General features: G+C 58.6%; 23 protein-coding genes. 14 read left to right on the top strand and 9 right to left on the bottom strand.

All coding sequences use genetic code 11. From position 1 onward, the window contains the following. Nucleotides 1-73: 73 nt before the first annotated feature. The 7 genes from EU811_RS09320 (at nucleotide 74) to EU811_RS09295 (ending at nucleotide 10,066) form a co-directional block, all read left to right on the top strand. Nucleotides 74-1,513 carry a sugar transferase gene (locus tag EU811_RS09320; RefSeq protein ID WP_142938188.1) on the top strand — a complete coding sequence of 480 codons (1,440 nt, stop codon included), beginning with the start codon at nucleotides 74-76 and terminating at the stop codon, nucleotides 1,511-1,513. Nucleotides 1,514-1,562: 49 nt separating this feature from the next. Continuing rightward, nucleotides 1,563-2,876 carry a UDP-glucose dehydrogenase family protein gene (locus EU811_RS09315; RefSeq protein WP_142938187.1) on the top strand — a complete coding sequence of 438 codons (1,314 nt, stop codon included), beginning with the start codon at nucleotides 1,563-1,565 and terminating at the stop codon, nucleotides 2,874-2,876. Between the two features lie 338 nt (nucleotides 2,877-3,214). Further along, entirely contained in the window at nucleotides 3,215-4,747 is a 1,533-nt protein-coding gene (locus EU811_RS09310; RefSeq protein ID WP_238703369.1) for a DUF4012 domain-containing protein, read from the top strand. A gap of 175 nt (nucleotides 4,748-4,922) precedes the next feature. After that, nucleotides 4,923-5,543 carry an LPXTG cell wall anchor domain-containing protein gene (locus tag EU811_RS09305; protein ID WP_142938185.1) on the top strand — a complete coding sequence of 207 codons (621 nt, stop codon included), beginning with the start codon at nucleotides 4,923-4,925 and terminating at the stop codon, nucleotides 5,541-5,543. Between the two features lie 309 nt (nucleotides 5,544-5,852). Then, nucleotides 5,853-6,251: a VanZ family protein gene (locus tag EU811_RS09300; RefSeq protein WP_160147633.1), complete on the top strand. Its 399-nt coding sequence runs from the start codon at nucleotides 5,853-5,855 to the stop codon at nucleotides 6,249-6,251. Between the two features lie 165 nt (nucleotides 6,252-6,416). Then, the gene (locus tag EU811_RS23515) at nucleotides 6,417-6,584 is read left to right on the top strand and encodes a hypothetical protein (RefSeq protein WP_160147632.1); all 168 of its coding nucleotides are present in this window, start codon (nucleotides 6,417-6,419) and stop codon (nucleotides 6,582-6,584) included. Between the two features lie 1,439 nt (nucleotides 6,585-8,023). Next, on the top strand, nucleotides 8,024-10,066 hold the full coding sequence (locus EU811_RS09295) for an acyltransferase family protein (protein WP_142938183.1): 2,043 nt from the start codon (nucleotides 8,024-8,026) through the stop codon (nucleotides 10,064-10,066). Between the two features lie 83 nt (nucleotides 10,067-10,149). Here the strand turns inward: EU811_RS09295 and EU811_RS24155 are convergent, their stop codons facing one another. From EU811_RS24155 to EU811_RS09275, 4 genes are all read right to left on the bottom strand, one after another. Beyond that, nucleotides 10,150-10,644: a hypothetical protein gene (locus tag EU811_RS24155; protein WP_238703368.1), complete on the bottom strand. Its 495-nt coding sequence runs from the start codon at nucleotides 10,642-10,644 to the stop codon at nucleotides 10,150-10,152. Between the two features lie 479 nt (nucleotides 10,645-11,123). Continuing rightward, complete coding sequence (locus EU811_RS09285) at nucleotides 11,124-11,945, bottom strand: alpha/beta fold hydrolase (RefSeq protein WP_142938182.1); 822 nt, start codon at nucleotides 11,943-11,945, stop codon at nucleotides 11,124-11,126. A 44-nt stretch (nucleotides 11,946-11,989) separates the two neighbouring features. Continuing rightward, the gene (locus tag EU811_RS09280) at nucleotides 11,990-12,424 is read right to left on the bottom strand and encodes a hypothetical protein (protein ID WP_238703367.1); all 435 of its coding nucleotides are present in this window, start codon (nucleotides 12,422-12,424) and stop codon (nucleotides 11,990-11,992) included. Beyond that, nucleotides 12,417-13,247 (bottom strand): alpha/beta fold hydrolase, encoded by an 831-nt coding sequence (locus EU811_RS09275; protein WP_142938181.1) that lies wholly within the window; start codon nucleotides 13,245-13,247, stop codon nucleotides 12,417-12,419. Before EU811_RS09275 ends, EU811_RS09280 begins: the two co-directional genes overlap by 8 nt. 205 nt (nucleotides 13,248-13,452) lie before the next feature. Between EU811_RS09275 and EU811_RS09270 the strand changes: the two genes are divergently transcribed. Both EU811_RS09270 and EU811_RS09265 read left to right on the top strand, forming a co-directional pair. Then, on the top strand, nucleotides 13,453-14,544 hold the full coding sequence (locus EU811_RS09270) for a TerC family protein (RefSeq protein WP_238703366.1): 1,092 nt from the start codon (nucleotides 13,453-13,455) through the stop codon (nucleotides 14,542-14,544). Between the two features lie 118 nt (nucleotides 14,545-14,662). Next, on the top strand, nucleotides 14,663-14,995 hold the full coding sequence (locus EU811_RS09265; protein WP_238703365.1) for a helix-turn-helix transcriptional regulator: 333 nt from the start codon (nucleotides 14,663-14,665) through the stop codon (nucleotides 14,993-14,995). 126 nt (nucleotides 14,996-15,121) lie between these two features. Here EU811_RS09265 and EU811_RS09260 read toward each other — a convergent pair whose 3' ends face one another. Beyond that, on the bottom strand, nucleotides 15,122-15,379 hold the full coding sequence (locus EU811_RS09260; RefSeq protein ID WP_017200146.1) for a metal-sensitive transcriptional regulator: 258 nt from the start codon (nucleotides 15,377-15,379) through the stop codon (nucleotides 15,122-15,124). 123 nt (nucleotides 15,380-15,502) lie between these two features. Between EU811_RS09260 and EU811_RS09255 the strand changes: the two genes are divergently transcribed. The 3 genes from EU811_RS09255 to EU811_RS09245 all read left to right on the top strand — a co-directional run bounded on the left by EU811_RS09255 (nucleotide 15,503) and on the right by EU811_RS09245 (nucleotide 18,382). Next, nucleotides 15,503-16,117, top strand: coding sequence for a rhodanese-like domain-containing protein (locus tag EU811_RS09255; RefSeq protein WP_142938179.1), 615 nt, complete (start codon nucleotides 15,503-15,505; stop codon nucleotides 16,115-16,117). Further along, nucleotides 16,114-16,872: a sulfite exporter TauE/SafE family protein gene (locus tag EU811_RS09250; protein ID WP_142938178.1), complete on the top strand. Its 759-nt coding sequence runs from the start codon at nucleotides 16,114-16,116 to the stop codon at nucleotides 16,870-16,872. The genes EU811_RS09255 and EU811_RS09250 overlap by 4 nt, the downstream gene beginning before the upstream one ends. A gap of 109 nt (nucleotides 16,873-16,981) precedes the next feature. Beyond that, complete coding sequence (locus EU811_RS09245; RefSeq protein WP_142938177.1) at nucleotides 16,982-18,382, top strand: MBL fold metallo-hydrolase; 1,401 nt, start codon at nucleotides 16,982-16,984, stop codon at nucleotides 18,380-18,382. Between the two features lie 335 nt (nucleotides 18,383-18,717). Here EU811_RS09245 and EU811_RS09240 read toward each other — a convergent pair whose 3' ends face one another. Beyond that, nucleotides 18,718-19,431 carry a potassium transporter TrkG gene (locus tag EU811_RS09240; protein WP_238703364.1) on the bottom strand — a complete coding sequence of 238 codons (714 nt, stop codon included), beginning with the start codon at nucleotides 19,429-19,431 and terminating at the stop codon, nucleotides 18,718-18,720. Between the two features lie 36 nt (nucleotides 19,432-19,467). Between EU811_RS09240 and EU811_RS09235 the strand changes: the two genes are divergently transcribed. Next, nucleotides 19,468-19,839: a hypothetical protein gene (locus tag EU811_RS09235; protein ID WP_238703363.1), complete on the top strand. Its 372-nt coding sequence runs from the start codon at nucleotides 19,468-19,470 to the stop codon at nucleotides 19,837-19,839. Between the two features lie 91 nt (nucleotides 19,840-19,930). Here EU811_RS09235 and EU811_RS09230 read toward each other — a convergent pair whose 3' ends face one another. Next, nucleotides 19,931-20,389 (bottom strand): SRPBCC domain-containing protein, encoded by a 459-nt coding sequence (locus EU811_RS09230; protein ID WP_142938176.1) that lies wholly within the window; start codon nucleotides 20,387-20,389, stop codon nucleotides 19,931-19,933. A gap of 71 nt (nucleotides 20,390-20,460) precedes the next feature. Here EU811_RS09230 and EU811_RS09225 point away from each other — a divergent pair, with 71 nt between their 5' ends. Then, nucleotides 20,461-21,660 carry a glycoside hydrolase family 26 protein gene (locus tag EU811_RS09225; protein ID WP_165450176.1) on the top strand — a complete coding sequence of 400 codons (1,200 nt, stop codon included), beginning with the start codon at nucleotides 20,461-20,463 and terminating at the stop codon, nucleotides 21,658-21,660. 518 nt (nucleotides 21,661-22,178) lie between these two features. Here the strand turns inward: EU811_RS09225 and EU811_RS09220 are convergent. Together EU811_RS09220 and EU811_RS09215 are read right to left on the bottom strand one after the other, a co-directional pair. Further along, entirely contained in the window at nucleotides 22,179-22,604 is a 426-nt protein-coding gene (locus EU811_RS09220; protein ID WP_142938175.1) for a hypothetical protein, read from the bottom strand. A gap of 59 nt (nucleotides 22,605-22,663) precedes the next feature. Continuing rightward, entirely contained in the window at nucleotides 22,664-23,026 is a 363-nt protein-coding gene (locus EU811_RS09215; RefSeq protein ID WP_238703362.1) for a hypothetical protein, read from the bottom strand. Nucleotides 23,027-23,095: the final 69 nt, after the last annotated feature.

Below are 23,095 nucleotides of genomic sequence, written 5' to 3'. Positions count from 1 at the left end.
CGATTAGACGGCCTCGGAATACTACTTTTACCAGAATCATGCATGTAGTGAATGAATACAAAGCCTGAAGGAAATGATGAAGACCATTAATTGGAGCGCAACTTACGCGTCACGCATCAGAATATTTGATGCGCTGGTTGTCATTTGGGCGGTCATTGGCGCATACGGTGTTCGATTCGGGTTCTCCGATATCACCGTTGGAACTGCTCCCGATGCAGACTATTTACTACTATCTGCATTATTGGCAATTGGGTGGTGGCTCATGCTTGAATTCTGGGGTTCCCGTGAATCGAAGGTTCTCGGTTCAGGCTCTGACGAGTACAAGAGAGTCCTCGCAGCGTCGGGTTGGTTGTTCGGCTTCGTTGCCATCGTCTCCTATTCTTTCAAGATCGACACGGCTCGGGGCTATGTTGGTCTTGCGTTTCCTGCCGGGGCACTGGGATTGCTCGCTGTGCGATGGCTCGTACGGCAGCATTTAAGCTTGGAGCGCGCGAAAGGCAAGAGTAGTTCTCGCGTCCTAATCATTGGAGGGCCGCATTCTGCAGCTCACTTGATTCGTTCACTGCGCAGCGTTCCTGAAGCTGGCTATAAACCTGTGGCCGCCCATCTGCCTGGCGCCTTGGAAGGAACGCTATTACCTGGAGATCACACCGTCCCAGTTACGGGTGTCCAAGCGGACTTTAAGACAATGCTGAGCGTCATTGAATCGTCGAACGTGGACGCTGTTGCCATTTCCGCAGGTGTCAACCTTCACCCTTCAGACCTTCGCCGGCTCGGCTGGGAGTTGGCGGCCCGAGACATCGGTATGATCCTAGCCCCGGCTCTCACGGACATAGCCGGACCTAGAATACATACGCAACCTGTCGCGGGGTTGCCGTTGATCCACGTGTCAACGCCAAAACTCACCGGCGGTAAGAAAGTCGCTAAGCGAGCGTTCGATCTCGCAGTCGCTGGAACCCTAGTTGTTTGCCTGTCTCCTGTATTTCTCATACTCGGGCTACTGGTCAGGCTTACAGATCCGGGCCCCATCTTTTACCGCCAAGAACGCATTGGGCTGCGGGGATCTACGTTCAATATGTTGAAGTTCCGGTCGATGAAGGTTGATGCGGATGCCCAGCTTCAAGCGCTCCTGCAAGCCCAGGGCTCAGGTGGCACACCGCTGTTCAAGGTGGACAATGATCCGCGGATTACGCCCTTGGGCCGAGTTCTCCGCAAGTACTCCCTTGATGAGCTCCCTCAATTACTCAACGTCCTTGGTGGAAGCATGAGCTTGGTAGGTCCCCGGCCGCAGCGCGAAGGAGAAGTGGCGCTCTACGACGATGCCGCTCATCGGCGACTGTATGTCAGCCCGGGCATGAGTGGTCTTTGGCAAGTCAGTGGACGATCTAACCTCAGTTGGGAGGAGAGCATCCGTTTAGATCTCTACTATGTAGAAAACTGGTCGCTCATGGGTGACATATTGATACTTCTTAAGACGTTCAAAGCCGTTTTTGCAAGCACCGGTGCGGTGTGACGGCCAACTTCGGCGACTCACGTCGCCCCGCCCAAGAATGGGGAATATAGTGCGTGTTTCAGTAATAGGTTGCGGCTACTTAGGTGCCGTGCATGCAGCATGCATGGCCAAGCTCGGTCACGACGTAGTTGGTATAGACGTCGACACAGAAAAAATTGCGGCCTTATCGGAAGCGGCTGCCCCCTTTTACGAACCAGGGTTGGATGACCTCCTCCGGGAGGTACAAGATGCCGGACGCCTTAGGTTTGCCACGGACCTATCCGCTGCCTCTGGATGCGAAGTGCACTTTATTTGCGTAGGCACCCCTCAGAAAAAGGGCGAGAACGGTGCCGACCTCACTTACGTTGATGCAGCGACGTCAGGTCTCATTCCCTATCTGCAGGCGGGCGACGTTGTTGTCGGTAAGTCGACCGTGCCGGTAGGAACTGCTTCCAGGCTCGCGGGACTGATCGCGGACCAACAGCCGGATGCGCACCTGGTGTGGAACCCAGAGTTTCTCCGAGAAGGGCACGCAGTATCGGACACACTGAATCCAGACCGTTTCGTCTACGGAGTAGCAGATGGTTCCGAAGACCATCGGACTGTTGAAATTCTCGATCAGGTTTACTCCACACCCCTGGCGAATGGCACTCCCCGATTGGTGACTGACCTTCCCACAGCAGAGCTTGTCAAGACTGCAGCTAACTCCTTCTTGGCAACAAAAATTTCATTCATCAATGCGATGGCTGAACTTTGCGAGGCCTCCGGTGCGGACGTAACCCGGTTAGCCGATGCAATCGGTATGGATGACAGAATTGGTCGAAAGTTCCTTCACGCCGGGATCGGATTCGGTGGCGGCTGCCTTCCCAAAGACATTCGTGCTTTCATGGCGCGGGCAGGTGAACTCGGGGCGGATCAGGCATTGACGTTCCTCCGAGAAGTCGACGCGATCAATATGAGGCGCCGAACTCGGGTCGTTGAGCTAACCCGTGAGCTGTGCGGTGATGGTCTCCTTGGAAAGCGAATCACAGTATTGGGCGCCGCGTTCAAGCCTGAAAGCGATGACGTTCGCGACTCGCCCGCTCTAAGTATCGCGGCTCAGTTACAGCTACAAGGTGCCGTGGTCACTGTCACGGATCCAAAGGCCCTGAATAATGCGGCCCGCCGGTTTCCTGAGCTTCAATACATTGAAGACACGGACGGAGCTGTCGCCAACGCCGATGCCATCCTGCTGTTGACCGAATGGACGGAATACCGTGAGCTGGACCCACACATACTTAAAGACTCCGTAGCTAGCCCTCGTATTCTAGACGGTCGTAACGTGCTTGATCCGGCCAAATGGCGCGCAGCTGGATGGCACTACCGCGGCCTGGGACGGCCGTAACGAAAATGAGAGAACGTCTCCAGAAGGAAATCCCGAGAAACGCGAAGTCAAGCAAGAAGCCAGCTTGGATCGCGGGTCGACTCAGCCGTCGTGTCACCATCTCAGTCGTATGCATAGCTGCTCTCGGGCTCGCCTTTATTGGTCTCAGTGCTTGGCTCGGGTCAAAAGCAACGACGATAAAGACAGAACTATATGCAGCTGAGGCACTAGTTCCAACACTCGAAAAGCAGATTAGCGACAACGATTCCACCGGAGCTTCAGGAACAGTAGAGTCCCTTGTCCGCCACACGAGTGCGGCACGCGAGGAAACTAGCCATCCGTTGTGGAAGGCAGCATCGATGGTTCCACTAATCGGGCCAAACTTTCAGGCCGCGACCGAGGTCGCGACTTCCGCAGACGACATCGCGCGTTTGGGTGCTGTTCCACTAGTGAAGGCGTTTAAGTCTTTGGATTGGAAGACTCTCACCCCCAAACCTGGGGGCATGGACCTTGGGCCGCTAGAGGACGTCGCCCCTCAGGTTCAAGCCGCCGCTAATGCGGTTCGAGAGTCATCCAAACGCCTTGACGCCCTCGACGCTAGCAATCTAGTGCCCCAAATTGCCGAACCCCTAACATCGGCACGAGAAGAGTTAGCCAGCGTCTCCGATGCATTGGACTCTGCGGCGGATGCAGCGTATCTTGCCCCAAAGATGCTCGGGGCAGACGGATCAAAGCGGTACCTGCTTCTTATTCAGAACAACGCCGAGTCCAGGGCAAGTGGCGGCATACCGGGGGCGCTGGCGGTGCTCAAGGTGGACAACGGTAATCTGACGCTCGAATCACAGAAAAGTGCAGGTGAACTAGGCTCGTTTGCGCCACCTATCCCGACAGATCCTGAACAACAGGCGATATTCTCAGCTCGCGTGGGTAAGTTCATGCAAGATGTGAATCTCACCCCCGACTTCGGAACAACTGCAAGTGTTGCACAGGCTATGTGGGCGCGTAGCACGGGCGAACAGTTGGATGGCGTCCTCTCATTGGATCCCGTTGCTTTGAGTTTTATCCTGGAAGCCACAGGTCCCGTGGAAATTACCGATCCGGAAGTCCGACACATAGGTCGCAACTTGCCAGCGTTACTGACGGGTCAGAACGTAGTAACGACGCTTCTGTCTGATGCCTACTCAAAAATTGATGAGCCTGGCCTACAAGACGTCTACTTCGCAGGTGCCGCCAAGGACATCTTTGGAGCGTTGTCTTCCGGAAAGACGGATCCTAAAAAGCTGATCGATGCTCTGTCGAAAGGCGTTGATGAGCGACGTATTCTGCTGTGGTCTTCAACCGCGGACGAACAGCGCACCATTGCCCGGCATCGTTTAGGAGGGCTGGTCTCTGGAGCGGCCGTGACCCCAGCCCAGTTTGGAATCTATTTCAACGATGGGACTGGAGCTAAAATGGACTATTGGGTAAAGCGGACGGTGCAGGTAGTCAAGGACTGCACACGCGATGGCTACCGCGAGGTCACGGTAAGAGTAAAAAGCACCAATACGGCACCTGTCGATGCTTCCGCATCCCTGCCGGACTATGTAACTGGCGCCGGAGCGTTCGGTGTTCCTGCCGGCACTGTGCAGACAAATATCGTCGCTTATGGCCCTGTGCAATCGAATATTGACACTGTTGTCAAGGATGGAACCACGATCCCGTTTGCAGCGCAGCAACATAGTCAGCGTGCGGTGGGTACTTCGACCATCAGGTTGGGCCCGGGCGAAACGACGACTTTGGAGTTCAATTTCGGACACATTGTCCAGCACTCAAAACCAGATTTGGTTGTCACACCTACGACGCAGGCCGTCAAGGATGTGGTCCAAGACACAGCGGTGGCATCGTGTGAATGAGGCGAGACGCGCAGGTTAATCCTTTGTAACGGGTATGGAATTTCTTTGCTGCAGGTAACGATCAAATGGTAAGTTCTATTTGGGCAGCACACTGGGATTTCACTTACGGTCACGTAGGGTCTCGGAAATCTCCAAACACCACGTCGTACCATCAAAGGTCTCAGGGGGGACACACATGAGGAAATCTCTAGCAGCACTTACGCTTGCAGGCTCCATCGCACTGCTCGGCGCAGTTCCGGCCGTAGCGAACAACGCCAACTATCCCGCACCAAACACCAGCGTCGCCGTTTCCGATGCTTCCGTGGCACCCGGTGAAGCATTCGTCTTCAGCGGCACGGGCTTTACGCCGGGCGAGGGCATCACCATCACTGTAACTCCGACGGGCACGCCTGCAGCGAGCGGCGGCAGCGTTTCCGCTGGTAGCCTCTCGGTCTCCGGACGAATTTCGCTGGCCCCGTCCACTGTTTCTGCTGTGGCTGACGGGAACGGTGCTTTCTCTGCATCAATCGTCATCAACGAGCCTGGCACATACGCACTTACTGCTACCGGCAACACCTCCGGCGTTACTGTCGGACCGGTAACGGTGGTAGTCGGCGGCGCCGCTCTCTCCAATACGGGCAGCAATACGGGCGCTGGCACGGGATTGGCAAACACGGGAGGCGTACCGCTGGCCAACACCGGCGCCGACTCCAGCCTAATCTTGTGGTCCCTCGTGGGAGCAGGCGCATTGGCAGCCGGCACGGCATCCGTCGTTGTCGCTCGCCGTCGCGCAAAGGGCACCGAGGTTTCTGCCTAATAGGACGAAGCCACCCGAGGGTGGTTTGCCAACAACGTTCCTGTTGGCAGACCACCCTCATTTTTTGATTTTGTTTGCCACGGAACTCGGGTGTGGTATCCATAGAAACCATGGGGCGACATTGGAGAAGGAAAAGGTGGCGTGTTGAACTAAGCATCCCTAATATCCAGAGACTTAGGTTGCCGCCAGAGTTCCTGCATTACGCACTGCTAGGGTTCCTGGCCGTGACGTCCATTAGCCTCTGTGGTTGGGCACTCATTCGAACTCATTAGGGCAAGCTTGAAAAACCCACTCCCCTGGCGAATATCCGTGACGGCGTATCTGGCAGGTCTGGCTTTGGTCGGTTTTTGGCCCACGCCCGTAGACAGACCAATTCTTGGCACACTTTCTGCTGCTCTGAAGTATCTCCACGGACTCGGCGTACCAGGCTGGGTTAACTATCATCTTGTTGAATATTCAGCCAACGTCGCGATGTTCATCCCACTCGGTATTTTGGCGGCCATAGCTCTTCCCACGAAGTCCTGGTGGTCTCTCGCCGTGATGGGGATGATGGCTTCCCTGTTTGTGGAACTCGGGCAGCTTATGTTTACCCCTACGCGCTTTACAAGCCTCGGAGATATTGTCACAAATACGTGCGGTGCTGCAATCGGGATTACCTCGGCACGTGTGGTTGCTCGAATCAGTGCAACGAAGTTGCAAAAAGCCTAGTCGTGTCAGGTGGATACTCGCGAAGTTCCCATGTGGTAGTCCGAGCGCTGAGAACGTCGACTCTTCACCAGACTTGAAATGGTTAGGTGCTTACACTAATTACTGATCCATTCATCACGCCGAGATAGTGAGACGATGATGGCTGGAATGAGACAGGGGGTATCCATGCCGAAATACGTAATCAACGAAGGCCTCGAAACCGAAGAGGTCATTCTGGCGGCACGGGCCACAGAGGGCAACATTCAGTGGTGGTTCTATGACGAAGGCAACCGCGCGCAGGAGACCCGATTGAAAGGGCACGTGCAAACGATCAGCGAGGTCTCGCACTGTTGACGAACTCGGCAAGGAACCGAGTACACCCCTCCGCGACCCAATTCGGGAACTCCGCCGGCACAAGCTGACCGGTAGCCTCATGAATCCTCAACCGCGAACCTGATTTGCGGGTGACGATGGACTCTTGATGTTGTCGGGTCTTCCAGTGATCTTGGGACCTCACGGGATGCGCGTGGGGACCAAAATCTTGCCCGTTCCGGTCGGCAGCAGGCGTCAAGGAATTTTTGCAGCGACGCATTCAAGATGGACGCTTGCGTCGGGAAACCGTCCTGCACTCGGTCTCCAAGTATGCGGGCATCGACTTCTACCATGACATCGTCCTGATACCCATTCGGTCAGCAGCTCCACCTCACCAGCAGACGGACGTCTAGCATGCAGGCTCATGGGTTCTCCATTTTAGGTTAGCGCCACCAAGACTTGCGGATACATAGCTGTGGTTATTGGGGACTTATCCTCCCGGAGGAATCCAAAATGTGCTGGATCACCTCTCAATGTATCCGGCAGCGCAACGCGACCAGTAACTACTCGCCCAAAGGAGATAAAACGTCTCGTTTTCGCCCCCTCCCCTTGAGCGTGAAGGTCGGTCCCAGAATGGCTAATATCGTTGTGAGCCACTCAAACGCTTAAAAACACGCCAGGATCCGCCCCATTCGTGCAACAGCAGCGGAACGGCGGCATTGCGGACCGTTTGGTCGAGATCTCCGCACAAGGTACAGGGTATTAGCACTTCCGTGCGGACGGCGACAGTCCGGACTTCGGGCTTCGCAGCTGAAGCGTATGCCAGCAGCCCATCAAGAGCCGCTAGTATGCGCTCCGTGGGTTCCGACCCACCCTGCGGCATGTTTCAATAAGCATTCAGTATTTTTCGAAAGTAGCCTTATGATAACGTAGGCGGCACGCCTCGATACGAATGTTGCCCAAACAGAGGTGTGCCGCCTCCAACCTTACCTGTTGGCGCCTTTGACGAGACCAATTGCATCGCGTCCGAGTCAGCAACGACGCTCTGAGAAGGGATACAACACCAGTTGCCGTACGTAGACATTAACCCGCACAAAACAGGACCGAAATGGCGCGCACACCTCGGAATTGCGATACTTCTGGTCGCAACCATTGCAATCGTTATCCTCGCATTAATAAGCCACTAACATCGCACCACTTGGAATGGTCGCGGCTCCGAAGCAAGTCCACGAGTGCGTGTAATAGAGATGGAGCTAACCGCCACGGTGCCGTCCGTGCTGCTCGCTTGTTATGTAACTCGACCTGTCCAAGGACCTTCTTTTTCGCGGCGACCACGAACAGCTCTTCCGGAACGCCGGTACCTTCTCCTTTAAAGGTTACGTAGCCTGTCTAACCTGGCCGTTCAGTTGTCGCAGGATTCCGCCGTTGACTCATTGAGCGACTATCGTTTCTGTGAGTAGACCTAGCGGGGGGAATTCCATATGGACACACTAGTTGGGGGACACACTCGGCGTGCGCGACTCGAAGAACAGGGATTTCGCGCGGACCTCCAGGGCATGCGTGCACTGGCCGTGCTTGGAGTGGTTCTCTACCATGCGGGTGTGCCCTGGCTGCCGGGAGGATACGTCGGCGTCGATGTATTCTTCGTGATTTCTGGCTACCTAATAACAGGCCTTCTCTATCGGGAAATTCGGTCCACGGGACGTGTCGCGCTCTGGAGTTTCTACGCTCGGCGAATTCGTCGCCTACTCCCAGCATCAGCTCTCGTACTGCTCGCGACTCTCGCTGCCGCCAAAATTCTCCTTCCACCCCTACTCCTGGTAGAGGCCTCGAGGGATGCGATGGCAACGGCGGTCTTCCTGCCCAACATGTTCTTCGCCTACACAGGCACTGATTATCTGGCGGGATCCGCACCTTCGCTGTTTCAGCACTATTGGTCGCTGGCCTTGGAGGAACAGTTCTACATGATTTGGCCCCTTGTCATGATGATTGCCGCAGGCTCGGTGAGGGGACAGCGATTTCGCATCAGGGCAGTGCTCCTAGTTTTGAGTGCTGCGTCTCTCGTGGGATGCGTTTTATTGACGTCGATAAACCAGCCTTGGGCGTTTTTTGGACTTCCCACACGCGCTTGGGAGCTCGGAGTTGGTGGGCTCCTTGCTCTGTCGTACCCCGCCATACGGCGCATGAACCCATGGCTGCACCGTGTTATGGCGTGGTCGGGATTCGCCCTCATACTGGCCGTGATGGTGCTCTTCACTGAAGAGTTGGTATTTCCTGGCTGGGCAGCAACCATCCCATGTTTGGGAGCTTTGGCCATGATTGCAGGCGGGTGTGGGGAAGAGACACCCTTGGGCTTTCTGAACAATCGAATCATTCAGTACTTCGGAAGTATCTCGTACTCCCTATATCTATGGCACTGGCCGGTTCTCATTATCCCAGGACTCATGTTGGACGGGCCTAAAGGGTGGTGGGTCAGCGCGGTCGGCGTGTTCCTTTCCATCGGATTGGCGCACTTGACGTATAAACTTGTGGAGCGGAAGTTTCAACTTGCCAACGCGTTTCGCCGATCGACCCCACGCAGCTACGCCCTTGGTGCAGGACTCACGATCATAGCTCTCCTGTGCAGCTTTGGTCTCGGTAAACTACCAGACCTTCACACTAGCCAACCCGCGGAGGCTCCTAGAGTCTCCGCGCTCATCTCTGAAAATGCTGCAAAGTACGTCCCGTCGAATGTTTCGCCCACTCTCCTTTCGAGCAGGGATAGCCTCTCCGCTGTCTACACGAATGGATGTCACGCTGATTTCCAGGTGACGTTGTCACCCGCTTGTACCTACGGGGCTGAAGGGGCCGAAAAAACGATTGTCCTTTTCGGCGATTCCCATGCTGCTCAGTGGTTCTCACCGCTCCGAAAAATTGCGGAAGACTCTGATCTGAGGCTGGTGAGCTTAACCAAGTCCTCTTGTCCGTCAGTGACTGTTCCCGTGGGGAGGAAAGCTTCACCTGAATACCCTGAATGCGCGGAGTGGCGAGCCAACGCCATCAGACGCATTAGCGACCTCAAGCCTGACGTCGTCATCATGTCCAACTACTCGGCGAACTATAGAACACTAGGCCATGCTGGGCCGAGTGGGTTTGCGGATGCGTGGAGAACCGGGCTTAGCACCACTCTTCAAGGGCTGCCAGCAAAATCGTCGGTGGTGGTGCTTGGGGATACTCCAGCTTGGCCATCATCCCCCAATATCTGTCTGTCCGCCCACATCACAACGGCCGACGCCTGCGCTGCCCCCGTTCGCGCGCTCCTGGATGCCGAGGCTTTGTCGATTGAACAAGAGGTTGCCCAAGCTGCAGGCGCAACGTCAATTCAACCGTCGGCCTGGCTCTGCGGCGAAACGTGCCCGCCCATTGCCGGCAATGTGCTGGTCTATCGGGATGAGAACCATATAACTGACGCCATGGCCCTGGTCTTATCTGACAACCTCAAACCGATCATCCAAGACGCGCTGAGAACTAACCAGGCGCGATAAGCCAGCCTGGCCAGCTCTGCCAATCTGACTAGGAATCAGAACGATTTCGGTCGTCATCTTGCGTCGGCCGACCCGACCGATGGCTAGACTCGCTTCCAGCTTCCATCTGGCGGGCCCGCCCGTCCTCGCGCGTGGCTCCGGCAGCACCTCCGTTGCCCGGCCCCAGTTCGCCCCGCCTCCCACTCCCTGACCCCATCCGCGATCTCCCCGGTGTGCGTGTGGTGAAGGTAGTGCTCGCCGGGGAGGGGAACCACGGAGCCGTTGATGACGCTGGCGGCCTGGCGGTGGTGCAGCTTGAGCCATTTCGGGGTCCGCGTGTACTCCGCCACTACGAAGTGCAGCAGCGGCAGATCCTTGGAAAAGCCTGTGCCCAGCGCGCATTCGAAGTTGCTCTCGATGTGTCCCAGCTCGTTCAGGTACGTGGGTGAGAGGAAGTTCCGATTACCGAGCATCTGCATCTGTTCGCGGCCACGGCTGCGGACGACGGCGTCGCCGCCCGCTTTTTCCAACGCGGAGGAATCCACATGTGCGTAGCGAAGAAAGAGGTCATGAACCAGCCGGGCAGGGAGTAGGCCCACTCAGGTTGATACAGAGTGATGGGAATGAAAAGCTCCGGATCCATCACAGTTACGTCATATCCCATGGCGTAGCCATACAGGGTCAGTCCAACGCTGAAAACCAGGCCGACCATGGCGATCTCGCCATGACGGATCCACCATTGCCGAATTCTAGGGATGCGGCGCACGGGCCACCCTGCTAAGGACGTTAACACTATTGTCATCGCCGGGACGAAACCTAGAGCTAAAGGAACCCCAATGGGACCGCCTCCGCCTCCGGCAGCCAGCACAACAAAAATTGGCGTAAGTACGGCGTAACCGAGCAGAACCCGACCGCCACCCACCATACAGCCGACTCGGGTTTCGTTCGGTCTGCTGAAAGGGGGCTGACCCAGTTCCGCCGATTTACCAGCCGGAGTTGTCGGTTTTCGGAAGGATGCCATGACCATAGAGAACCACACTGGTTGCTTTGCGGCTGCACGGATGAACGTTCTGCAAAGTTACTGGCCCTTGGGCAGCTCTCGGAGGATACTCGTCACATCCTCTGCCACTCGCTCCGGACACTCCCACAGCACCAGGTGACCGGTGTTCTCATAGATTTTCAATCGGGCGCCTTTGATGCGGCCAGCCAAGGTTTCTTGGTGCTGTCGCGGCACGAGGTGATCGTGGGCACCCCAAAGCATGAGAGTGGGGACGGAGATATCGCCGGTTTCCGTCGGAGGAACCGCCTCGTAGAATCCCCGCAAGGAAGCCTTCCAGATTGAGGCCGGCATGGCGAGACCGTCCTCGACCCGATCCTCGATATATGAGGTTGGCACGGCGTGCAGCAGCCGATACCACGCCAACGACTCGCGCATCCAGCTTTCCGAGATCGGGTCGCTGAGTCCCTCGACCTCGTTCGCAAATGGTGGCTTCCCATGCAGGCTCAGGGGTGCGCCAACCAAGGTCAGGGATGCAACAAGATCCGGATGAGTAACAGCGAGTTGCTGCGCAACATAACCACCGCTGGATGACCCGAGGACGTGTGCGCTTTCGACACCCAAGGCATCCATGAGAGCAACGAGGTCCTCAGCGACTTCGTACAGCGAGTAGCCGTCTACCGGTTTGTCCGCACCACCATGCCCTCGCAGATCAGGCGCCATAATCATGAACGTCGGAAGCGAGGCAATAAGACGACCGAAACTCCGCCAAGATTCGCCCCACGCATGCAATAGCAGCAGCGGCGCGCCGCCGTCGTCGGCTGTTTGCTCAAGGTTCCCTTGCACGAAACAGGGCACACTGATCCCGGCGCTTAGAGAGAAGGCCCTGACCTCGGCCTCCATGGCCCCAGCGTACGCTCGCCCCGCCGCTGACAGGAAGGTGAGACCTACCCCCGACCCGACTCCCACTCCCTAACCCCGTCAGCGATCTCCCCCGCGTGCGTGTGGTGCAGGTAGTGCTCGCCGGGGAGGGGAATAACGGTGCCGTTGGTGACGCTCGCGGCCTGGCGGTGGTGCAGCTCGAGCCATTCCGGGGTCTGCTTGTTCTCCGCCACAACGAACAGCAGCAGCGGCGGATCCTTCGGGAAGTCGATGCCCAGCGCACGTTCGAAGTTGCTCTTGATGCGGCCCATCTCGTTGAGGTAAGTAGCTGAGAGGAAGTTCCGGTGGGTGAGCATCTGCATCTGTTCACGGGCATGGTCGGTGTAGTTCCCGGAGGTGTCGTTGGCGTAGGGGACTGCGCTCATCAGGCGGAGCAGTCCGAGGTTCTTCGCAGCGGACAACAGGCCCGGGGAACTGGGCACAGCCACACGTTCAGCCAAGTCGCGGACGCTTGGGCAGCTCTGCGATAAAGCCCGCCGCTTCCCCTGCCACGCGCTCCGGACACTCCCACAGCACCAGGTGACCGGTGTCCTCGTAGACCTTCAATCGTGCGCCCTTGATCCGTCTAGCCAAGGTTTCTTGGTGCTGCCGCGGCACCAAGTGGTCGTGGGCGCCCCAGAGCATCAGTGTGGGGACGGAAATGTGGCCGGTCTCCGTCGGAGGAACGGCCTCGTAGAATCCGCGCAACGAAGCTTTCCAGATTGATGCCGGCATAGCGAGGCCGTCTTTTACCCGGTCGTCGATGTAAGAGGCGGGAACGGCGTGCAGCAATCTGTACCAGGACAAAGAATCCCGAACCCAGTCCTCTGAGATCGGATCCTTCAGCACCTCTACGGCGTCGGCAAAAGGTGGCTTCCCTTGCAGGCTCAGGGGTGTGCCAACCAACGTCAGGGACGCTACAAGATCTGGATGAGTGACAGCGAATTGCTGTGCCACGTATCCCCCGCTGGATGAGCCCAGGACATGCGCGCGTTGGACGTCCAAAGCATCCATCAGGGCAACTACGTCCATAACTATTTCGGACAACGCATAACCGCTTTCGGGCTTGTCCGCCTCACCATGACCTCGTAGATCGGGCGCCACCATCACAAACGTCGGAAGCGAGGCAATGAGGCGACCAAAACTCCGCCGGGATTCACCCCACGCATGCAATAGCAGCAGCGGTGCGCCGCCGTCGTCGGCTATTTGCTCAAGGTTCCCCTGAACGAAACAGGGCACACTGATCCCGGTGCTCAAAGCTACGGTCCTGACCCCGGACTCCATGACACCAGCGTACGCTCGCGGCTTGTCAGGCTGGCCCGGTTGCCTCCATAGGTGAAGCATGGTTCACTATTTTCACGGAGGGGAGTATCCCCCAATGTTCCGTCGTCAATCCGGCCGTCCGTGTACGGCCCGGCGGGACAGGCCACTTCTTGACAGTGGCTGGGAAAGACCTCCAGTTGGTTCACCGACTGGAAGAGGTTTCCTCATGAATGTTCCCCTATGGGCGTGGCTAGCCGTTCTCGGCGTTATTGTTCTGATGCTCGCCGTGGACTTATTCGCCCACCGAAAAGCCCACGTGATCGGCGTACGGGAAGCAGCCCTATGGTCAGCGGTGTGGGTTGCCTTTGGAGTTGGTTTCGGCGCGCTCGTGTGGCAACTCTTCGGAGCTGAATTCGGTCAGCAGTACTTCGCCGGATACCTGATAGAGAAGTCCCTGGCCGTGGACAACGTATTCATCTGGGCCATCATCTTCACCTACTTCGCCGTCCCCCGCGAGTACCAGCACCGTGTGCTGTTCTTCGGCGTGCTGGGGGCTCTCATTTTCCGCGGCATCTTCATCGCGGCAGGATCAGCCATCATCGCCAGCGCCGGATGGGTGCTATACCTGTTCGCAGCCTTCCTCCTCATCACCGGCTACCGCATGATCCGGCACCGCAACGAACACCTCGACCCCGAAAAATCCAAAACCCTGGCGCTGTTCAGGAAAAAGATCCCCATGACCAATGACTTCCACGGCCAAAGATTCCTCATCCGAAAGAACGGCGTCCTTCTTGCCACACCCCTGCTAGCGGTCCTGGCCCTGATCGAATTCACGGACATCATCTTCGCCGTGGACTCCATCCCGGCGATCTTCGCCGTCACCGACGAAGTCTTCCTCGTCTTCACCGCCAACGCCTTCGCGATCCTCGGCCTCAGAGCCATGTACTTCCTCCTCGCAGACCTGATCCACCGCTTCATCTACCTCAAAATCGGCCTCGCACTCGTCCTCATCTGGGTCGGCATCAAGATGCTCCTCAAAATCGACATCTACTACATCCCCACCCCCATTTCCCTCGCCGTCATCGCCACCATCTTGGGCGTATCCATCGGCATGAGCCTCTGGGCTACCCGAGGACAAGGCCGCAAGGAACTCCCAGCGCCAGCAAAACCGCCCTTCGGGACAGCCACACCCCAACAACTCGAAGCACTGGAACCACTCTGGCGAAACAGCTGGGCGAAGAAGCAGCACACCCCACAGGAACACCCTCAGGGCAGCGGGGAACACCGCCCCTCTGTGAGCGAAGGAGACAAGAAATGAGCGTTGACCCGCACCGGGCCATGTGTCCTTATCAGTCGCGGAAACGCCGGCAAGGCATCTGCGAACGCGTACTACGCATGCGTCGCTCCCAATGAGCTGGAAGGAAGCGTTGCCCGCTATGCCGCCTCCGCCCCTGCCTCCGCGGAAGCGGCATAGCTGGACCTTCCTGACGAACCACGGACACGTCCTGCTTTCCGTGGCCACAGACCCCGGGATCAGGGTCACGGAAATAGCTGAACGTGTTGGGATCACACCACGTGCAGCCCTTCAAATACTCAAAGACCTCGAAAACGAGGGGTATCTTCACCGCAGCCGAGTGGGACGCCGCACCCACTACACCCTGGAACCCCACCAACACTTCCGGCATCCCACCACATCAGCACATGAAATTGACGAGCTGATCCTCCTGCTCGCCCCTCATGCACCTTCGGCGTCTACCGAGGACGACTGACCTCACTCAGCGCGGGCGCTTGCAGTTGGGCGCGGGCGACGGCTAACCACGGCTCTTCGATTGCCTGGCATGCGGGGTTTGGCTAGGGGCCGGCGTGTCCGCATCTGCTTCGACCCATCGCAAGGGTCACGCGAGGGAGAGGAAGAGCTTCTCCAGCTCCTTCTTGTCCATGGTTGCGTCCTTCTGGACAATGCACTGTTCCAGCCCCGTGGCGATGATGGCGAACCCTGCCCGGTCCAGCGCCTTGGACACTGCCGCCAGCTGCGTCACCACGTCCTTGCAGTCACGGCCTTCTTCCAGCATGCGGGTAACCGCGGCCAACTGGCCTTGCGCGCGCTTGAGGCGATTGATGACGGGGGTCAGTTCTGAGGGATTGAGTTCCACGTACTTCTCCAATGATCAGGATCCTAACCTCGATTCTATACCCCCTAGGGTGTTTTGATTACCCCCGGGGGTATATGCAATACTCGGTGGGGTATCCACCTATCCCCTTCCGAGAGGTCAAAAATGACTCCCCCTTCCACGTCGCAAGCCATTACGGCCCTTGCCCCGGAAACCCTGCGGACCTGGATCCATCAACACCAGGACCTCATGGTGATCGATGTTCGCTCCGCGGCTGAGTTTGAGGCGATGCACATCCGCGGTTCCTACAACGTGCCCCTCCCGCTGCTTTCAGAACACACAGACGAGCTGGCCACCCGCTTGGGCTCCAGGGTGGTTCTGGTCTGCCAGTCAGGAGCACGCGCCGAGCAAGCCCGGCAGCGCCTGGGCAAAGCCGGCATGGAAGGTGCGTACGTCCTTACCGGCGGTGCTCCCGGTTTCGCCGCAGTTGGCGGGGACGTGGTCAGGGGCAAGAACCGCTGGGACCTCGAGCGCCAGGTCCGCCTCACCGCAGGATCCCTGGTGGTCCTAGGCCTGGCCGGAGGCAAACTCATCTCTCCCAAGGTCCGCCTACTCGCTGGCGCCATTGGAGCCGGGCTGACCTTCTCCGCCGCCACCAATACCTGCGCCATGGGTAAGGCTCTTTCAGCCATGCCGTGGAACAAAGCCGCCAAGGAACCCACCCGCGAAAGCGCAATCCTTCAGCTACCCCTGGTATCCCCTGGGGGTGCCGCAGCATGATTCCAGCCCTGGGCCTGGGGCTAGTGGTTGGCGTTGTCCTGGGTGTAGTAGGCGGTGGCGGGTCCATCATCGCAGTGCCGGCCCTGGTGTACGGGGTGGGCATGCCCCCCTCACAGGCTATTCCGACGTCGCTCCTGGTAGTGGGCGTGTCCTCCCTCGCCGCTCTTTTGCCCCGGGTCCGTGCTGGCCTGAACTGGCCCGTGATCGCATTGGTTGGAACAGCCGGCATACCGGCAGCCTGGGCCGGTGCGGCCGTGGGCAGACTGCTTGATCCCAGCATCCTGATGCTCGCTTTTGCCGTGATCATGGTGGCTGCAGGCATTCGGATGCTGATGAAAACCCGCGAATCCGAGGGGTCCTGCAGTACGGGCCCACACCGCGCGCTCCGATCCTGCGTTCCGAAAGCCGTAGGAGTGGGCCTGCTGGTGGGGTTCCTCACCGGTTTGCTGGGTGTTGGAGGAGGTTTCCTGATCACCCCCGCACTGACCATCCTTCTTGGCCTGCGCATGAAACAGGCAGTGGGAACGTCCCTGGCAATTATCGTGATCAACTCTGCCGCCGGGTTCAGCGCCCACGCAGCCGGCTACACCATTGACTGGGCCACCACCCTGGCATTCGCGGTCCCGGCCATCCTGGGATCCCTTGCAGCAGCCCGCCTGGCACGTCACCTGCATGACAAGCACATCCGCATCTCATTTGCGGTACTCATCTTCGCCGTCGCGGCATGGGTCACCGCCGGCACAGTCACTGCCTGACCCAAGCAACCCGATACAAGCAACCGGCCCCAAACAACTGGGCCTATTCAACCGGACCTATTCAACTGGGCCTATTCAACTGGCCCTATTCAACAAGGGAGCGAACATCATGCTTATTGAGCGTATTTACGACGAAGACCTCGCCCAAGCCAGCTATCTGATCGGCTGCCAAGCCAAGGGAGAGGCCGTTGTTGTGGACGGCCGCCGAGACATCGCGGTCTACCAGCAACTGGCTGAAAAGAACGGCATGAAGATTGTTGCCGTCACAGAAACCCACATCCACGCTGACTATCTGTCCGGCACCCGTGAACTGGCCGCCGCCACCGGCGCAACGATCTACGTCTCCGGCGAAGGCGGCCCGGACTGGCAGTACAAGTTCGACGGCGAGCGCCTCTACGACGGCCACAAGATCACCATCGGCAACATCAGCATCCAGGCCGTGCACACCCCAGGCCACACACCTGAACATTTGTCCTTCCTGGTCACCGACGGCGCATTCAGCGACCAGCCCGGCTACCTGCTCTCGGGCGACTTTGTTTTCTCCGGTGACTTGGGCCGACCGGACCTGCTGGACGAGGCAGCCGGGGGTGTGGACACCCGCTTCGAAGGTGCAAAGCAGCTGTTCGCTAGCCTTCGGGATAAGTTCCTCACCCTGCCGGACTATGTCCAGGTCCACCCGGCCCATGGTGCCGGGAGTGCCTGCGGCAAGGCCCTCGGCGCCATCCCGTCTTCCACCGTTGGCTACGAGCGGCTGTACGCCTGGTGGGGCCCTTACCTTGCCGCCAACGACGAGCAGGGTTTCATCAACGAGCTTCTGGACGGGCAGCCCGACGCTCACGCCTACTTTGGGCGGATGAAACGGGAAAACCGTGAGGGCCCAGTGGTGATGGGTGAGCGGACACCTCTGGCCGAACTGGCGGTAGACGTGGTTGCCGCTGGTCTGGCCGAGGACACTCTCACGTTCATTGACACCCGCTCCCACCGTGAGGTCCACGAGCGCACGGTGGACCGTTCCCTGAATGTTCCGGCCGGCAAATCCGTGGCGAGCTACGGCGCTTGGGTGGTGAACCCGGAGACGGACAAGAACCCCTTGGTACTTCTAGCACGGGACCAGGAGCAGGCCATGGACATGTGGGACCATTTGGTACGGGTTGGCATCGACAACGTGGCAGGTTACATCACCAGCATTGAAGGGCTTCCCCTGGTGACGCCAAAGCTGATCCAGCCCGAAGAGTTGCAGGGTTTTGACGCCGCTTTGGTGCTGGACGTTCGCAACCGCAGCGAACACGTGGCCGGGAATATTCCTGGTTCCTACCAGCTAAGCGGTGGGCGGATCATGTGGCATCTGGACGAGCTTCCCACCGAGGGAACGCTTGTGACGTACTGCCAGTCAGGTGTCCGGAATTCCGTGGCGGCCAGCGCCCTGCGCCGTGCCGGATACGACGTAGCTGAGCTGGATGGCAGCTATGCAGCGTGGAACGCTCAGCAGAACTCTGCCACGACGGCCTAACCAGCCACGTCCCTTCAGACCGCCCGGGCAGGTCCCCCCTCTTGCCCGGGCACCTTCACGGCGGCGGGGCCGGACACCTGTACCTGCGTACTGTGTCCGGCCCCGGCCTGCGGTTCGTACAACCGCCAACTATTGGGGGTTTATTGGAGGTAGTTCATGAGCCGCTGAGATCAGTTAAGTCCATGAGGTACTCACCGGGCACGAGTAGTGAGTACTCGACTTTCTGCCGTATCCGAGAGCTGGCTACTTGCTGTGGGAGCCCGTTTTCCTTGAAATCCCGCGGCCGAAAACATGCTACGGATTGATACAACCCGGGAACAGACCAGCTGAAATTATCAGCCGATGATGGGCCGCTCTTCGGGTAGCTGGAAAAGCCTTGGCCGGGATGCCAAGGCGATGGCTGAGGCAACAGTGACAGTGCCTATACGGCCGGCAAACATCAACGCCATCAGCACCCATTCGGCGGTGGGAGGCAGGTTGTAGGTAATGCCCGTGCTCAGCCCTACGGTTCCGAACGCCGAGATGGTCTCGAAAAGCACTTTCTCCAGGCTGTAGTCGGTGGACATGAGGAGCAACAGCGTCCCAAGGATCACCACTCCCACACCCAGCAGGGCCACGGTGAGAGCCTGGCGTTGGGTGGAAGAACTAATGGACCGGTGTGCGATGGTGACGTGCTCGCGTCCCCGAATTTCGTTCCACATGGCAAACCCCAAAACCAGGAAGGTGGTGATCTTGATTCCGCCGGCCGTTCCTGCGCTGCCACCGCCAATGAACATCAGGATGTTGGTGACCATGAGGGTTTCGGGAGTGGCTGCCCCGTAGTCGATGCTGTTGAATCCTGCCGTCCGGGGAAAAACTCCTCCCCCAAGCGCCCCCAGAATCTTGCCGCCAAAGCTCAAAGGACCTAAGGTCTCCGGACGGTTCCACTCAAAGGCACCGAAGAGCACGGTGCCTGCAATAAACAGCAGCACATAGCCGAAGATGGTCAGGCGAAGGTGAATGGTCCAGTTCTTGACGTTGAAGGGATTCCTGAATAACTGGATGATCACCGGAAACCGAGTCCCCCGGCAATGATGGCAGCGCAAATGGGAACGATGATCCAAGGGTCCTCCGCGAAGCCGGCCGTCAATTTCTTCCCGGCCAACGACGTCCAGCTGAACCAACTCATCACCGCCGCCCGGCTGTCCAGCCTCGCCGACGAAACCCCGGAGGGCCGTTCCATTGTGGAACTCGCTGACGCCAAGGGAGTAGAGGGCCCCGATCTCGCCGGTCTCCGCAACAGTTACTCGGAGATCGCCATAGTGGAGTTCACCGCCAGCACCCCTATGAGCGGCCTGGAGGTGGACGGGCGCCTTATCCGCAAAGGTGCGGCGTCCGCCGTCGGGAATTTTGTCACCGACGCCGGCGGCCACCTTCCAGCCGAAGTCCAGTTCCGCGTGGCAACCCCCGGCATCTGATCACCGAGCCGGGCATGGGCTACAGGTTTGTTCCGTAGCTGGTTTGTTCCGTTGCCGGTTTGTCCCGTAGCCGGCGGCAGCAGCGCCGTCGTTATTTCTTTTCCTTTTCGGCCGCCGCCTTCAGGTCTGCCGCAAACCGGGTGAAGCTGGCGTCAAAGGACGGGATCTTTGACGCAAAGAGCGGAAAGACGGGACCGCCGATCTTCTCGGCCATCTCAAAGAGGGAGCGCCCGTCGTTGGTCTCCGTGATGGTGTAAGTCCTGGTTCCCAGAGCGTCACCCCAGGCGAGCTTTTGTGGGGCTTGGAACTCTTTGACCTTGAGTGTGAAGGTACGGCTGGGATCCAGCGTGGAGACCAGCTTGATTTTTGATCCCGGGGCGATTTCACCGTCCACCGAAACCACCGTGGAGTTCCATGCGGGGTAGCCTTTGGCATCAGTGAGAAGCCGCCACACAGTGGACGGAGGCGCGTCGATGGTGGTGGAGACCCGGGTTTCACGGCTGAAAGTTTTACTGATTGTGGTGGCAGTACCGTCAGGTGTTTCAGGCATTTTCGGTCTCCTTAACGCGCTAAATGCGGTGGTGCTTCTGATGCTACAGCGGCGCTGCTACATTGAAAGCCATGACTTGGGGGCTCGGGAAGTTTGGCGCTGTGATCACTACCGGCGCGTTGTTGGGCGGCGTCGTTGTAGGTTGCGCCGGGCCGCAGCCGGGCAGCTCACCCACTCCCCTGCCGGTGTGTGAGCCTACGCGTCCGTTGGCGCCAAAGGACGGGATTCTTGCCGGCGTGAACCTCGATTGGGAGCACGAGACCCTGGAGCAGTATGCGGCCAATCTTGGCAGCCGCCCGGCCGTTACAGTCACCTTCACCGACTTTCCCATGTCAGAGAAAGACAAAGAGAACGTCGACGCAGCCTTCGAACAGATCCGTGCCAATGGTGGAACCATGCTCCTCACTCTGGAGCCCAAACAGGGTTTGGCATCAGTGACGTCGGAGAAAGCAGACGAACTCGCATCAACGCTGGCCCGATTCAACAACGCAGGCGTCCCTGTCATAGTGAGGTTCGCCCACGAGATGAACGGCTCCTGGTACCCCTGGGGTCAGCAACCGGCCGCATACGTCGCCGCGTACCAGCTGGTGGCCGAAGCGGTCCACACCAAGGCTGCCGGCACCGCCATGATGTGGGCACCCAACTACGGCGGCGGTTACCCGTTCAGCGGCGGCAAATATGAAGCCGTGACCGGATCCCCTGACTTCGCAGCCCTGGACACTGACAAAGACGGAGCCATCACAGGTACTGACGATCCCTACGCGCCCTACTACCCCGGCAACGATGCCGTGGATTGGGTTGGCATGTCCCTCTACCACTGGGGCAACACTTATCCGTGGGGCGCAAACGTCATCCCGGAACCGGGGAAATTCCTTCAGCAGCTCACCGGCACCTACGCCGGAGCCGGCGGAAACGATCTGGCCGTCCCCGACTTCTATGCCGACTATGGAACCGCCCGGAACAAGCCAGTGGCTATCCCCGAAACTGCAGCTCTCACAGTGGCATCCGGCGAGGGTGCCGACGTTTTGGCGATCAAGGAAGCCTGGTGGGGCCAACTCTTCGACCCCGCCATCCCCAAGGACTACCCCGCCCTGAAGATGATCAACTGGTTCGAGTGGGACAAGAACGAAGTAGAGGTCAAAGCCACCGTGGACTGGACAGCAACCAAGGACCCGCTGGTTCGGGAGGCCTACACGGCAGCGCTCCCCGACTGGTTCACCTTTGCCGAGACCCCTGAGAAGTGCACACCCGCCGAAAGCGCAGCTTCCTGAGCTAGGGCCACAGGACAGAACCAGCCGCCGTCGACGTTTGGCTACTCAGCGTTGAAAACAGGTTAGGACTTATCCCGGCGAGGGACCGGCTGAGGCGGAACGGCAGGGTCCGACGCCGGTATACAGAACCTCAGCCCGTCGCCCAAAAATCCGCTATTGGTGCAGAACAGTGGCACCGCCTCGTCGCCACTGATGTGGAGCGTGGGATTCCGCATGCGTTTAGCTGAGTAGCTCAACTCAACTGCGCCGTCGGCTGACTTGCAGCTATAGGCACCGTTCCACGGACTCAGGTCTTCGCAGGCGTTGAGATGCCTGGATACGCCGTCCCGGTCCACGTACTCCCACGTCCTGTCCGACTTCTCGCCCACCTGAATCACAGAGTTTGGAACGGACCGGGCATAGTCGCGGGTAAATGGGCGCTCGTCACAGCCCGCGGCCGTCAGAGTTAACAGCGCAAGCAGAGCAAAGCCTATTTTTGTTTCACAACGCATTCCGTTGTCCCCCAAGGCAGGTTTTGATTAGTGCTCCGACGGTATGTCTACCCTGCCGGTTGAACTCGGCTTAGGTGAACCCCGTAGCTTTCGGAGCTGCGAAGCCCGGAACTCCTGAACGGACAGCGTGACCGCATAGAACGTGAAGCCACCAGCCAAAGTAGTCAGAAACAGCGCACCCCACATCGGTCCCTGTCCTTGCCCCAGCGGCGCCAGCAACAGCACTACAGAGAAAACCGTGAGCATGGCGGCAACCACGGCCAGAATCCCCATGCCCCACCACGTGCTGACCTGCGCATGACCGCGGCCAGGCGCAAAACCAATCTCGTCCGCAGGGTAGCTGTGAAGTTCGCCGGTTTTGGTGTTGAGAAGGACGCGCTTCTCCCCTGCTGCTACCGCCGCCTTGTGCTCGGCATACACGGCGTCATTGTGGCGCTCGCGGTCTGAATACATGGTCCGTTTCCTTAATTGCTCTCGAACAGGGTGTCACAACAACCGGGCAACTCCCCGCCTCATTCGCCCGAGCTTGGCGTTGGCCACTTCCAGCGACCATCCTCAGTGATCTCGTAGGCCACCTGACCAAAGAGGAAATCACTCGTGCCGGCTGGGTTGCCACCATGCGCCCGGTATATGACCTTTGTGGCCACACCTCGCCGCCTCAGGGTTGTGACAAGCCACCAGACCGCGCCAGCCGCGCACAGCAGCGGGATGACGACCAAGGCCCACTGACGTACCCCAACCCAGTGCAGGGCAAACAACGGGAGCGCATATGAGCCGCCGCCAACGAGCGCTACCTGAAACCCGATCCAAAAGCGAAGCTCACCATTCGATGGCCGATCATCAATGTCGAACAGATAGTCATCCAGTGATTTCACGTAGTCAGTAAACCATCCACCAAGGTGGCCAGCGAATGTTTTTGGCAGACGTGTAATCAATCGGCCCCT

This window comes from Arthrobacter sp. TS-15 (assembly GCF_006964045.1).
In the GTDB taxonomy this organism is placed as follows: Bacteria; Actinomycetota; Actinomycetes; order Actinomycetales; family Micrococcaceae; genus Arthrobacter.
This window is presented reverse-complemented; position numbering and strand designations above follow the sequence as displayed.